General features: G+C 74.6%; 7 protein-coding genes. 5 read left to right on the plus strand and 2 right to left on the minus strand.

The genetic code is table 11. The annotated features are described in order from the left end of the window. Positions 1 to 284 precede the first annotated feature (284 nt). On the plus strand, positions 285 to 4,268 hold the full coding sequence (gene eccCa / locus ACY1JF_RS25260) for a type VII secretion protein EccCa (RefSeq protein ID WP_462707543.1): 3,984 nt from the start codon (positions 285 to 287) through the stop codon (positions 4,266 to 4,268). 231 nt (positions 4,269 to 4,499) lie between these two features. Here the strand turns inward: eccCa and ACY1JF_RS25265 are convergent, their stop codons facing one another. After that, positions 4,500 to 5,714: a S8 family serine peptidase gene (locus ACY1JF_RS25265; RefSeq protein WP_462707537.1), complete on the minus strand. Its 1,215-nt coding sequence runs from the start codon at positions 5,712 to 5,714 to the stop codon at positions 4,500 to 4,502. Positions 5,715 to 6,191: 477 nt separating this feature from the next. Between ACY1JF_RS25265 and ACY1JF_RS25270 the strand changes: the two genes are divergently transcribed. The 4 genes from ACY1JF_RS25270 (at position 6,192) to ACY1JF_RS25285 (ending at position 12,216) form a co-directional block, all read left to right on the plus strand. After that, positions 6,192 to 9,287, plus strand: coding sequence for a DNA polymerase III subunit gamma/tau domain-containing protein (locus ACY1JF_RS25270; RefSeq protein ID WP_462707538.1), 3,096 nt, complete (start codon positions 6,192 to 6,194; stop codon positions 9,285 to 9,287). 353 nt (positions 9,288 to 9,640) lie between these two features. Next, the gene (locus ACY1JF_RS25275) at positions 9,641 to 10,810 is read left to right on the plus strand and encodes a hypothetical protein (RefSeq protein WP_462707539.1); all 1,170 of its coding nucleotides are present in this window, start codon (positions 9,641 to 9,643) and stop codon (positions 10,808 to 10,810) included. 86 nt (positions 10,811 to 10,896) lie between these two features. Further along, entirely contained in the window at positions 10,897 to 11,328 is a 432-nt protein-coding gene (locus tag ACY1JF_RS25280) for a nuclear transport factor 2 family protein (protein ID WP_462707540.1), read from the plus strand. Positions 11,329 to 11,601: 273 nt separating this feature from the next. Further along, positions 11,602 to 12,216, plus strand: a complete 615-nt coding sequence (locus ACY1JF_RS25285) for an ester cyclase (RefSeq protein ID WP_462707541.1) — start codon at positions 11,602 to 11,604, stop codon at positions 12,214 to 12,216. 1,423 nt (positions 12,217 to 13,639) lie between these two features. Here ACY1JF_RS25285 and ACY1JF_RS25290 read toward each other — a convergent pair. Continuing rightward, positions 13,640 to 13,822 carry a hypothetical protein gene (locus ACY1JF_RS25290; RefSeq protein ID WP_462707542.1) on the minus strand — a complete coding sequence of 61 codons (183 nt, stop codon included), beginning with the start codon at positions 13,820 to 13,822 and terminating at the stop codon, positions 13,640 to 13,642. Positions 13,823 to 14,053 lie beyond the last annotated feature (231 nt).

The raw sequence follows: 14,053 nt of genomic DNA on the forward strand, positions 1-14,053 counted from the left end.
CAGGCCGACCGCTCCACGGCACCGGACGGGCTCCGGCGCGAGGACCGCCAGGGGTCAACACGTGTGCCACCGCCCGCGATGGTCCCCCGCTTGGAGAGCCCGGTGGTGCCCGATAGTCTCACAGGTGTCGCCCCGCCGGGCCCGGACCCCCACACCACTCCCTGGGCCGGACGACACCTAAGGTTTCGACATCTCGCGGCCGCGCCCTGCACGTCAGGTGTGCACACCGCGTCACATGTGGTGCCCAGGGCATCCGCACAGCCCGAAGGAGACCTCTCTTGAGCGTGGTTCACTTCCGCAGACCCGCCCGCCGGCGGGGCCCCGAGATGCCCGAGGGAGAACTCGCCCTCCAGGAACCGCCGGTGCTGTCCGAGGAGGTCCCCGACAGCGGGTCGAGCATGCTGACGTACCTGCCCATGGCGATGATGTCGGGCGCCATGGTGCTGCTCTACGTGCGCCCCGGCCAGCAGTCCAACCCCATGACCTACGTGGTGGTCGGCGTGATGGCGGTGGCGATGGTCGTCATGCTCCTGGGCCAGGTGCTGCGCGGCGGAGCCGAGCGCAGGCAGCGCCTCAAGGGCGCCCGCCGCGACTATCTGCGCTACCTCGGCGGCGTCCGGCGCAAGGTCAGGTCGGCCGTCGCGGAGCAGCAGCGGGCCCTGGCCTGGCGTCACCCCAGGCCCACCGCCCTGTGGGCCATGGCACGCGGTACCCGGCTGTGGGAGCGCCGCCCGTCCGACCCCGACTTCGGCGAGGTGCGCGTCGCCGTCGGCGACCAGCGCCTGGGCCTGCACCTGACCACCACCGCCAGCAAACCGGTGGAGGACCTCGATCCGCTGACCGCCCACGCCCTGCGGGCCTTCGTCAACGCCTACTCCACCGTCCCCGACCAGCCCATCGCCCTGTTCCTGCCGGCCTGGGCCCGAGTGCTGCTGCGGGGCACGCGCGAGGACGTCCTGGACAGCGTCCGGGCGGTGCTCGCGCAACTGGCCACCGCGCATTCACCGCAGGAACTCTCGATCGCCTTCTGCGTCGCCACGGACCGGCTTCCGCAGTGGGACTGGGCGAAGTGGCTGCCGCACACCCACCACCCCCGTGAGACGGACGGCGCCGGACCGGTACGGCTCTTCGCCCCGACCGCCGGGGAACTGGAAGCGGCGCTCGGCGAGGACTTCGCCGACCGCCCTCCGTTCGAGGCGGGCGCCACCGCCGGCGCGGACGAGCCGTACACGGTGGTCGTGGTCGACGGCGGGCAGGTGCCGGCCGGACACCGGATGGCCCGCCAGGGCATCCGCAACGCCGTCGTGCTGGACGTGTCGGGCGACCTGCCCTGGCGGCCCGGCCGGACCACGCTGCGGCTGCGCACCGAGGAGGGGGAACTGCGGCTGGTCCGCACCGACCGCGACCGCAAGGAGTCGCTGACCTCCCTGGGCAGGCCCGACCGCCTCGGCCCCGCCGCCGCCCGCGCCCTGGCGGCGCTGCTCGCCCCGATGCGCACGGGCGTCACCGCGGAGACGGCGCAGCCACTGGCCACGGACGTGGAACTGACCACGCTGCTCGGCATTCCCGACCTCGACCGGCACGATCCGGTGGCGTACTGGGAGCGCCGCGGCACCTCGGCCGCCCGGCGACTGCGCGTGCCCATCGCCGTGGGCGCCGACGGCCGGCCCGTCGAACTGGACATCAAGGAATCCGCGGAAGGCGGGACGGGACCGCACGGCATGCTCATCGGCGCCACCGGCTCCGGCAAGAGCGAACTGCTGCGCACCCTCGTCCTCGCCCTGGCGCTCAGCCACTCCTCGGAGACCCTCAACTTCGTCCTGGTCGACTTCAAGGGCGGCGCGACCTTCCTCGGGCTCGACCGGCTCCCGCACACCTCCGCGGTGATCACCAACCTGGCGGAGGAGGCCGCCCTCGTCTCCCGCATGCAGGACGCCCTCCACGGCGAGCTGATCCGGCGCCAGGAACTGCTCCGCGCCGCCGGCAATTACACCTCCGCGCTGGACTACGAGAAGGCACGGGCCGCCGGCACTCCGCTCGCCCCGCTGCCCTCGCTCTTCGTCGTGGTCGACGAGTTCAGCGAACTGCTCTCCGCCCACCGCGAGTTCATGGAGCTGTTCGTCATGATCGGCCGCCTCGGCCGCTCGCTCGGCGTGCACCTGCTCCTCGCCTCGCAGCGCCTGGACGAGGGCCGCATGCACCAGTTGGAGAGCCACCTGTCCTACCGCATCGGCCTGCGCACCTTCTCCGCCATGGAGAGCCGCGGCGTCCTCGGCGTACCCGACGCCTACGAGCTTCCCTCGCAGCCCGGCGCCGGTTTCCTCAAGAGCGGTGTCGAGCCGCTGACCCGCTTCCGGGCCGCCTACGTCTCCGGTGCCTACCGCAAGCGGACCGGGGCACTGGCCCAGGCGCAGGTGGCCGGCCAGGTGATGCCCTGGACCGGGGAACGAGTCGCCGAGCGCGCCCCTGTCCCCGACGCCCCCGACCCCACCGCCCCGGACGACGAGGACGCCCCCTCGCTGCTGTCGGTGGCAGTGGACCGGCTCCGCGACTCCGGGCCGCCCGCCCACCAGGTGTGGCTGCCGCCCCTGGCCGAACCGCCGTCCCTGGACGTCCTGCTGCCGCCGCTCTTCCCCCACCCGGCGCTCGGCCTGACCACGGCCGACTCCCCGCTGCGGGGCATGCTCACCGTCCCCGTGGGCGTCGTCGACCAGCCCTTCGAGCAGAAGCGCGACCTGCTCACCGTGGACCTGTCGGGCGCGGGTGGCCACGTCGGGATCGCCGGCGGGCCGCAGAGCGGCAAGTCCACCCTGGTCCGCACCCTCGTCGCGTCCCTCGCGCTCACCCACACCCCGCGTGAGGTGCAGTTCTACTGTCTCGACTTCGGCGGCGGCACGCTGGCCGGCCTGGCCGGACTGCCGCACGTCGGTTCGGTCGCGGGCCGCCTGGAGACCGAACGGGTGGGCCGCACCCTGGCCGAGATGACCTCGCTGCTGGCCCGCCGGGAGCGGATGTTCCTGGAGCACGGCATCGACTCGATGGCGACCCTGCGCCGGCGCCTGGCGGCCGGCGAGTTCCCCGAGGAGGCGCACGGGGATGTCTTCCTGGTCGTCGACGGCTGGTCCACCGTCCGGCAGGACTTCCAGGACGACATCCCCGTACTGGGCCAACTGGCCACCCGGGGCCTCAACTACGGCATCCACCTGATCACCACCACCTCCCGCTGGGTCGAACTGCCCACCGCGGTGCGCGACCAGGCCGGGACCAAGCTGGAACTGCGGATGGGCGACCACATGGACTCCGTGGTGGACATCCGGCGCGCCGCCGGCGTACCGCGCCAGCCGGGCCGCGGACTGACGGCCGAGAGCAAGCTGCACTACCTCGCCGCGCTGCCCAGGATCGACGGCGTGCAGGGCGCGGACGGCCTCGCCGAAGGCGTCGCCGACCTGGTCGCCGCGGTCGCCGAGGGCTGGACCGGGCCGTCGGCCCCACCGGTGCGGATGCTGCCGACCCGCCTGGCCGCCCGCGACCTGCCGCCGATCGCGGAAGACCGGCGACTGCGCTTCCCGCTGGGTGTGGAGGAGACCGAACTCGGCACCGCCTGGCACGACTTCTCCGAGACCCCGCACCTGGTCACCTTCGGCGACAGCGAGACCGGCAAGACCAATGTCCTGCGGCTGTTGGCCGGCCACATCACCCGCGCCTTCACCCCCGCCGAGGCGAGGGTCCTCGTCGTGGACTACCGCCGCCGGCTCGTGGAGGCGGTCCCGGAGGCCCACCGGCTCGGCCACGCCGTCACCCAGGAGCAACTGCGCCAGCACGCCGCCGGCATCGGCCGGGGACTGGCCGAGCGGATGCCCGGCGCGGACATCTCGCCGGCGCGGATGCGGCGGGCGGACTGGTGGACGGGGCCGCGGCTGTTCGTCCTCGTCGACGACTACGACCTGGTGGCCCAGTCGATGCAGACGCCCCTGGAAGCCCTGCTCGACCACCTGCCCCTCGGCCACGAGGTCGGCCTGCACGTGATCGTCGCCAGATCGGCCGCCAACGCCATGCGCGGCCAGAGCGACCCGCTGGTGCGCCGGATGCTGGAGGCCAACACCCCGGGCCTGCTGCTGTCGTGCCCGCCGTCGGAGGGCAGCGTCTTCGGCGTCAAGCCGCGGGTGCTGCCCCCGGGCCGCGCGTTGTACGTGACGCGCCGCCGGACCACGCAGATCCAGACCGCGCTGGTGGAGCACGTGAAGCCGGAGGCCCCGGACGCGCCATGACCCGCCGAGCGCCCGGCGCCGGGCAGCCCCCGTCGGCCGGGTGCGGTGCGCGAGCGGCCCGGAGACCGCGGACGGACCCGACCGCCCCGTGCCGCGCCTCGGCGGCGGGGCGGCCGGCGCTCTGGTCCCCCGGCGCCCCGGGCCACGCGACAGCCCCGGGGCGCCGGGGGACCGTGCTCCGCGTACGTGACGGACGGCGTCCGGCGCCCGTACCGGCAGGACGCGCGTCGCTCAGGAACCCTCCGGCGTCTTGGCGCGGACCCGGCGTCGCACGGCCGCCGCCGCGGCCAAGGAGGCCAGCAGGGCGACGCCGCCACCGGTCAGCAGGGCGGCCCGGTCAGTGGCCGCGCCGCCGTCCCCGGTGGCCTCCGGCACGCGCAGGGGCGGGGCCGGAGCGGCCGGCGACGGTCGCCGGGTGTCCAGGACGCCGGTGAGCGCGCCGTTGAGGTCGAGGCGGGGCGGGGCACCGGGATAACCGGTGCGTTCCAGCCGGTCCTTGGTCTCCGCGGCGCTCAGCTCCGGACGATCGGCCCGCACCAGTGCGGCGGCCCCCGCCGTGTAGGCGGCGGCGAGCGACGCCCCGCTGGCCAGGTAGTGGCCCGTGCCTCGCGGCCCGATACCGGTCAGCTGGTCGCCCGGTGCCGCCAGATCCACGCCCGAGGGCAGCGGGGCACGCGTCGCCCGCGAACCGTCGGGACCGAAGTCCGCCACCGAGAGGACCGTGGGCGCCGCCGCCGGCCAGTAGTCGGCCGGCGCCGAGGAGGTGCCGTCCGTCGTCGCGGACGCGTCCGGCACGGCGGGCGCCGCGAGCAGCACGTCGCGCTCGGCGGCGTGCCGTACGGCGGCGGCCAGCGCGGGCGTCTCCGACGGCAGCGCCACCCCCACCACCACGACCCGGCAGCCGGCGTCGACGGCTGCCGTGATGCCGCGGGCGACGAGCGCGGCGTCCGCGGCACCCGTCTCGTCGGTGCCGCGCGCCGCATAGATCCGTGCTCCGGGCGCCACCCCGGTGAACGCCGCACCGTCGCGGGGCGCCGCCGCCACGAGGCCGGCCATGAAGGTGCCGAGCCCCACGCAGTCGGAGTCCGCCCCCGGCGCGGCCGTCACCCTCCCGGACAGGGCCCCGGCCCTCGCGGACACCCCGGTGCCGACCACGCCCACGGTCACCCCGGCACCGTCGCCGTGCACCGCTGCCCGGCTCAGACCCAGGACGCCCTGCGCCCACGGCACCTGCCGCATCACTGTCGGCGAGCCCTCCGCGCAGCCGCCCGAGCCGGCGTCCGGCCCCGAGGGCAGCACGGGCAGCCGCAGCGCGGACGACGACGGAGCGGGCGAAGGGGCGGCCGCCCCGGCGAATGGGGCCGCGCCCCCGATGAGGACGAGGGCGAGGGCCACCGCACCGCCGACGTGCGGCAGCCGCGCCCTGGCAGGGGTTCCACGGGTCACTGTCTCCTCCGTCGGCTGCGTCTGGAACGGGCCGGGCCGGGATGGTCCACCGGGCTCGCGCGTCGGTCCGGCCGGTGTCGGGAACAGGTACGCGCAGCTCCCGCATCGTAGCGGTGCTCCAGGAACACGTGTCGCTCTCCTCCGAGAACTCACATGTGACTGTTCTCGCGGGCGAAGCCCGCATGTCGTTTCGGCAAAGACCTTCTACTCGTTTCCGGTTGACGGATGGATACCTGTTAGGTTGCTCAACACACGTGTGTTCGCGTGGAAACGTCGGCCGGACCGTGTTCCGGTGGCAGGGCCGGTCGGGGTGTCTCCGCCCGGCGCCGTCCGCGGACGCGGACGAGACCACCCGCGGACAAGTCAGAACAACGGCGGATGAAGGCGAGTTGAGCCGAGCATGATCGTTTCAGACGACCGGGTGTCACGGCCGCGCCCCGGCCGCTCGCGGCGATGCCCCGCGCCGGTGACCGCGTGATGCCCGACGGCACGGGCCGCGTGATGATCCGCCGAGCCGCGCGCAGGCAGGACGACCGGCACCCCGGCGCGACGGCCGGGGGAGCCCCCGGCCCCACGGTGAGCACCGTGGAGGGCGTGCACCTGGTGCACCACGGGGACGCTCCCCCCGCCGCCCTGCTGGAAGCCGCCGCGACACTGCGCGACGAACCCGCCGGACGGGCCACCGTCCTGGTGGCGGCCGTCCCGGGCGACGGGGAACTCGACGACTTCGCGCACCTGCTGGCTCCCCTGGTGGGGGGCCTGCGCGCCCGAGGCGTCGGCGGGCTGCGGCTGGTGATGTCCCGGGGCGCCGTCGACCGTGCCGAGGAGCCGTCACCGGCCCGGCGGCTGTGCGAGGACTGGGGCCTGGAGGTGATCGCACCGAGCGGACGGGCCCTCGTGGTCCCTGGAGGCACCCTCTTCTCACCCGACGACGAGGGCGCCCAGGGCGGCTGGTGGCACTTCGCGCCCGGGGCGGTGCCGCGCAGGCTCGGCGCCCGGCTGCCCCCGCCCGGGTGGGAGCCGCACCTGTCCCGGGTCCCCTCCGACGTGGCCGAGGACCACCTCGTACGGCAGGTACCGGCCGGCCTCCTGATCCGTCCGGCGGGGGCGCCGGCCGACGACGCGGACGCACTGGGCTTCGCCGTCCCGGTCGACCCCGCCCGGCCCCTCCTGCTGGTCGACGCAGGGGACGGCCCCGACATCTCTGCCGACGCCGTGGCCGACATCCTGGCGGCCATGCCCGGACCGGCCCGGCAGGCGGTCACGCTGGCGCCCGCGGACGGACGCGATCTGCTGGCCCTCGGGCAGGAGACGGCCGACGTACTGGGCCTGGACGTGCGCGTCGCCAGCGGCCTTCCCGTCCTGCTGGAGGAGGACCCGCCGGACGCCACGGCCCGCACGGTCATCGTCGGCCCGGACGGCGCCCCGGCCTGGGAGCCGTACGTGGAGAGCGTCACCTGCGTCCCGGCCCCGGCCGGGCAGGCCGCACCGGAGCCGACGGTGGACAGCTGGCGTCCGCCCGTCCCCGGACTCGTCAAGGGCGCCCGGTCCGGTGTCTTCCTCCTGGACGACCGCTGGCAGACGACATCGACCTGGTCCGGCATCTGGGTGGGACGCCACGAGGACCACCCGCCGGTCACCACCCGGTCGGCCGCCGGGGACGCGGTCACCATCGAACTGGGCGTTCCGGGCCGCGCCGTGGACGACTCCCTGTGGGACGCGCTGGGCCCCTTCCTCGAGGCACTGGAGGACGACGTGCGCGAGCGCGCCGTGATCCAGGTGCACGGCAACACGGGCGCCGCCGGCCTGCGGGCGCTGCGCCGGCTGGCCGTGCGGCACGGCATGGTGCTGGCGCCGCGCGGCCGGCGCGCGGGCGCACCACAGGCGCCGGCTCCGGTGCTGCTCTCCCCCCTCGCGGGGCGGGGCGCGCCGCCTCCTGCGACCGCACCGGCCACCGAGCCGGCATCCCCGTCCCAGGCGGCGCCGATCGCCCCGCCCGTGCAGTACGTCACCACGACGGGTGGCGCGGGACCGGCCGACTACTCCCCGGCGGCAGAGCCGGCGCCCGCACCGGGCCCGGTGCCGGAACCTCCGGCCGCCGGCTCGTCCGCCGGGCACCCGGTGGCTCCGTGGGCGGCCCCCGCGCAGACCCCCGGCCCGGGTGGTGCCCGGCCCGCCGGCCACCACCCGGGCCGGGAAGGCGGTCCCGAAGCCAGGGCGGCGTCCGCCGCTGCGGAGGCATCCTCCCAGCCCCGGCCAGCCGGCGGTACGTCCGCGCCTTCCGTCCCGGCCTCACCGGAGCCCGCCGCGTCCGGCGCCGCCGCCCCCGACAGCACGGGCACTCGGCCTGCTCCCGGCCCGTGGGCCCCGTCGGGTGGTGCGGATCCGGAGCCTGCTTTCGACCCGTGGGCCCCGCCGGGCGGTGCGGAACCGGTTCCCGGCGCCGGTCCCTGGGCCTCGTCCGGCGGGGCAAGCCCGGCTGCCGATCCCGCCCCGTGGACCCTGCCGGACGGCACCGAACCGGCACCCGCCCCGACCCCCGACCGCGAGGCGACGCCCCTCACCGGATCCCCTCCCCCCGTGCCGTCGCGACCCGAACCCCTCGCGCCCCCGCACACCTTCACCGACCCGGACGTGACGGGGCCCCCATCGGCTGCGCGACCGGCGGGGGAGCGGGCCCCTGCCCAGCAGCCGGGCGGTACGGCGCCGCAGGACCCGCCCCCGGCACCCCCGTCCGGGGCGACCGCTCCGAACCCCGACCGAGCCGTTCTGCACGAGGTGACCTACGTGCCCGTCCTTCCCGACCACCGCAGCAGCGTGTCCGAACGGCAGCTGCTGCGAGCCCACTTGGGCCAGGACTGGGAACGGCACAGCAGCGCCGCGCACCGGGTGCTCACTGCACTGCCCGGACTGCGCACGGCCGGTGCGGAGGACGGCGATCCGGCCGCCGACCTCGCCGCCCTGTACGCGTACCTCGGTTCCGACTCCGGTCGTTCGGGCGAACGGGAGCTGGCCACGGGGCTGGCCCACCGGGACCCCGGCACGCTGGCCTACCTCGGCTGCCTGGCCTCCGGCCTGCGCAGACTGCCGTCGTTCCGGGGCGCTGCCGTGCTGACGGCCGGAGTGTTCGACGAGGCGACGCTGATGCTGCTGCCCGGCGAAGAAGTCGGCGCGGCGACACCGGTCGTCACCCGGGGCGTCGACCCCTGGTACCCCGGCCTGCCCGACGATCACTACCTCATCTGGTCGTCGACCGGACGCCGGGCCACCCACCCGGCGGGGCCCCGCGGCGCCGGCCCGGCGGACGTCGTGTTCGGACCGGGCAGCCGGTTCCGGGTGCTGGAGGTGCGCGAACGCGGCGAGGCGAGCGTCGTCCTGCTCCGGGAGGTGCCCGTCGGCAGCCCCCCGGGCGTCCCCGGGATGCACGACGCCTCGGACCTCCCCGTCCTGGAGCGGCTGCGCGCGCTGGCCGACCGGCCCGCCGAGCCGGTGGACGGCGCCCTCTGGTCGGCCGGCCGGCAGGGCGTCCTCGGGATCATGGCCGGCCTCTCACCCGGGCGGGCGACCCCGTGAACCACGTGTGAACTCCCGCCCCTCCCCAGCCACTCCCGTGAGTGCGCCGGGGGGAGGGGCGGGTGCCCCTGACCCTCCCAACCCAAGGAGCACGGATGTCATCGACCCCAGCGGCGTCCTCCGGCGCCGGACCGGCCCCGGCGGCCGCGGCGGCACCAGGACCGCGCCGAATCCGCCGTGCCGTGGCCCTGCCGTCCGAGGACGGTGGGGCCGGCCCGTTCCGTGCGGCGGCGACGTCGCACCGGACCTCGGCCGTCCCGGCGTCCACGCCGGAAACAGCCCTCCCGGCGTCGTCGCCGCTCGCCGACCCCGCCACCTTGCGCCGGTCCGTGGAACCTCCGGCCCGGACGCCGGTGCCGGATGCGCCCGCCCACGAGGAGGCGGACGGCCTGGTCACCGACGGCGTACGCGGGGTGATTGCCTCGCGGAGCCGCGGTGGTGCGCAGCGGCCCGGCCGGGCCGCTTCCGGAGCCCACAGGTCCGGCAAGCCGCTGCTGATGGCCGCGGCCGTCGCCGGCGCCGTGCTGGCCTCCGTACCGCTGCTGACGCATCAGGGTGGCAGAACCCAGTACGAGGGTCTCGGCAGGCCGGTGCCCGTCGCCTCCGACGCCCAGGACGGTGACGGCCCGGGAACGGTCACTGAGGGAGGCCCCGCCGTCGAGCCCCTGCAGGATCCCGCGCAGGGCACCGCCGGACCCGTCGTCCCGCAGCCGGCCCCTTCGGCGGTCCCGGACCGTGCGCCGACGGCGGCGGACGCGGTCGGCCCGAAGACCGGAACGGGCACTGAGCACGGACCCCGGTCCGTCCGGTCCGTCTCGCGGCAGCAGGACGACCGGGCCGGCGGCACCCCCGGCCTGCTCCGCCCGCCGTCCGGCGGGTACGCCGTCGCACGCCCCGCCACCGGCACGGGCGGAACGAAGAAGCCGGACGCCCCCGCGCACACCCCTGCGCCGGTGGAGCGGGACGCCGACAGGTCCCCGGTCCGGACAGCGGCCGCGCGCACTGCGGCCGGCGCGGTCTCCGGCACCTCCGAGGCGGTGGACGACTCCCACGTGACCACGGCCGCAGCCAGGACCACCACCGCTCCGGTCAAGTCCGCGACCCCCGTGAAGGCCGCCGCCGCGCCCACGAAGCCGGCGACGCCCGTGAAGGCCGCCGCGACCACGACGAGCACCGGAAAGCGCGTCTGGGGGACCCGCGTGGTGACCGCCACCACGGTCCTCGGCCCGGGTGAGAGCATCGCGTCGGACCGCATGAAACTCACCATGCGGACCGGCGGCGACCTGGTCGTCACCGACGAGAACGGCACGGTCCGCTGGTCGTCGCACACGGCCGGCACCGGAGACCGGGCCGTCTTCCAGGACGACGGCCACCTCGTCGTCTACGCGAAGGACAACACCACCGCCTGGTCTTCCGGGACCGCCGGCAACCCCGGTGCGCAGCTGGTGATCCAGGCCGACGGCAACGTCACCATCGTGTCCGCCGGCGGTGCCGTCCTGTGGGCGGCCGGCACCCAGCACTGACCGAGGGGACACCCCCGCCGTCGTCCCCGCCCGGCCGGAGCCACCGGCCGGGCGGGCCACAGCCGTCAGGAGGAACCGACATGAAAATGGCAGACGAGGAAACGGTTTGTCCGGGCGCGCCCGTGAGCGAGGGTTCGTGGACCCGGGCGTTCGGTGACAGGGAGGAGGAGGCCTTCGCTGACGCGCTGGCCACCGATGTCGTACTGGAGGCTTCGGCGCTGCGCCGGCCGGTGAGGGGCCGGAAGGAGGTGGCCCTCGTCCTCGCGACCGCGAGCAGGGTGTACGACTCCCTGGTCTTCACCCATGAGACGAGGGACGGTGCGCGCACCTACCTGGAGTGGGAGGCGTCCGCCTTCAACGGGACCCGACTGCTGGGGACCACGGTCCTGGTCCGCGACGAGGCGGGGAAGATCGAGCACGCCGTCATCCAGCACCGGCCGTTGACCGGCCTGCTCGTCTTCTCCACCGAACTGGGGCGTCTGCTGGCGGGCCGGGTCGAGGACGGGACCTTCCTCTGACCGCCTGGTGAGGCGGACCGTCGTCCGCGGCAGCACCGGGTTGACGTGCCGTCAGAAAGCTCGGCGCACTGAGTCATTCGACAGAAGCGCGGACATGGCCGACCGGGCTGTACTGAGGGCCGGGCCGCTGCTGGACCGCCCGCCGGCCGGCAGCGGACCGGCGCGCCACTGGTCCGGCTCCGCTGTGGCCCGCCCGCCCCGACCTGCTACGGCCCAACGAGCCCGCCCGTCCCGGTTCGAACCCCGGTAAATCCACTGAAAGGAAGCCCCTCCATGACCCGCAAGTCGATCCGTGCCACCGTCGCTGCCGCCGTGGCCGCATGCGCCGCCGCCGGCACCGTGGTGGTCGCGCAGCCGTCCGTCGCCGGCAACCAGCACCAGCAGCAGACGGGCCGTCAGGCCTGGCCGTGGAAGCTGGTCGACACCTCCCCGGACCTGGTCCGGCCCGAGGCGCTCACCGTGGACCGCTCGATCGGGCAGCGCCGTGCGGCCCTCGAAGTACGGCTGGCCCAGCAGCTGTACACCTTCTGGAACACCGGTGAGAAGAAGTACCTCGACCTGGCCGTCAGCCCGGACTTCCGGGACAACACGCTGCCGCCCGGCCGTCCGCAGGGGCCCACCGGCCCCCTGTTCGCTTCGGCGAACTTCCGCGCCGCCGTACCCGACCTGACCTGCGAGCTGGCCGATCTGCTGGTCACCGGAGACAAGATCACCGCCCGGCTGGTCTTCCACGGCCACTTCACCGGCACCTACAACGGTGTCCGGGGCAAGGGCCAGACGGTCGACTTCAACGCCATCGACATCCAGCACGCCGACGCCCGGCAGATCGTCGAGGACTGGCACATCGAGGACAACCAGACCTTGTTGTCCCAGCTCGGCGTCGCCTGAACCGGCACACGGACCGGGCCGCAGCTCCGGTCCGGTCCGCGTACCGGGGAGGCGGCATCACGGCTCGCGGTGTCCGCGCGGTCTGTCAACCTTCGGTCAGGGACTCGCCGGTGTACGAGCGGGCCGGCGCCACATACTGGACAAAGTGGATCTCCCTGGTGATGTCGAAGGAGCCGGTCGGTACGTACCCGAACTGCTGGGGGAAGACGGAGTCGGCGGGAGTCGCGTCGCAGTAGCTGGGGCGGGTCGCCCAGTTCCACGACCGCCTGCGGTGTGAGGGCGCTGCCGACCGCCCCGTGCCGGTGGGCGGAACGGGGCGGCCAGCAGTACCGGTGCGAGGTGTGTGATCGGGCCGACGATGCGGGGATGGTCCAGACGGGCAGCCAGTCCGGTGAGCGCCTCGGCGATCTCGTTGCGGCCGAGCAGCACGCCGGGACAGTGGTGCGGGCCGCCGAAGACCAGGAGCAGGGAGCCGCGCCTCGTCCTGGCCCCCGCCCTCGCGGACGCGCAGGAGGTGGCCTCGCGGCCTCCGATCGGAGACACCGGGCCGCACCCCTTGCCCCTGCGCTTCGACTGCCCTCGGCTGGCACAGGGCAACTCGGACGCAGCTCGGACTATCAGCAGACCACCGGCCTCTGACCGCGAGGCATACAAGCAACACAACACCGTCGAGGGGTGGAAAAATACTCGCGGCTGTCGGCGTGGGTGGCTACGCTCATGTTCATTCTCGCGGCCGCTGCGTGCCGTTGCTGTCTGCTGTGCGTGATCTTGGGGACAGCAGGTCCGCCCGCTGCCCGAAGGTGAGCGGCAGCCCGATGCACGCGAGTACCAGCCAGCCGAGTCCGGCCAGTGTCGCGCCCTGGTAGCCGTTGAGCTTGGCCGGCCACTTCGCCCGGTCCGCCACAAGCTGCTGCTCGTGCCCTACCCAGCGCCCGGTGCCGCGCAGCCGTCCCGGATCCGGCGAGGCGCCCTCCGCCCGGTGCTAGACAAGGAGAGCGAGAACCGCGTCGCCGAAGGCGAGAGCCCGGGCGTGCACAGCAAACCGGTCGGTACTCTGACAAATACGTTGTTGATCACTGAATTGACAGTGTTCTGGCCTGTGAATGTAGTGATCGTTTCGGGATGCCGTGCCGCGGCGTGACGTTGCCTTGAACAGGGAATTTATATGGCAGAGGTGCTCGGGCGATCCGCTGATCCGCGATTGTAGTGATCGTTTCGGATTGGAGTGATCGTTGCGGGATTTGGTTATGCCTGCACGGTTAGGACCGGTCGGTTTGCCCTGGTCAGGGCTAGTCGGACGCCTTGTTGAATAGGAGGGCCGACGGACGCGTGCGAGCCCGGATGATGGCATGTCCCGCAGGTCGCCACGCAGATTCCTCTTCCTTCTTCTCTACGTGGGTGAGCGAGGTCCGAGCGGAGTCGCTTAGCGGCGGACGGTGAGGGCTGCCAGGCCCGCTGGTCCGCCGAAGGCGATCACCGGGTCGGTGGTGTCTGGCATGCTGCCGTCGGGCAGGGTGCAGAGGGAAGTGAGGGGCGTGCCGGTGACCACCCGCGTGAGCTCTTCCCCGGTCCACGGGTTCCAGAGGCGCACGGTGGTGTCGCTCAAACCCGCAGTGGCGAGGAGCGGCTGTGGCGAGGTGGGGGTGGGCGGCAGAAGGCCGATGGCGGAGACCGGGCCGTGGTGCCCCTCGAGTACGGGATACGCCTCCGTCCGAGGAGCGTCCGGGACCGGGACAGGGACGGGGCCGGGGCCGGGGCCGGGGCCGGGGCCGGGGCCGGGGACGGAAGCGGGGGCGCCGGGCCGGGGCGGCACCCGCCCGCCCGGCGCCGCGCCCGC

This window comes from Streptomyces sp. SYSU D01066-1 (genome assembly GCF_054956795.1).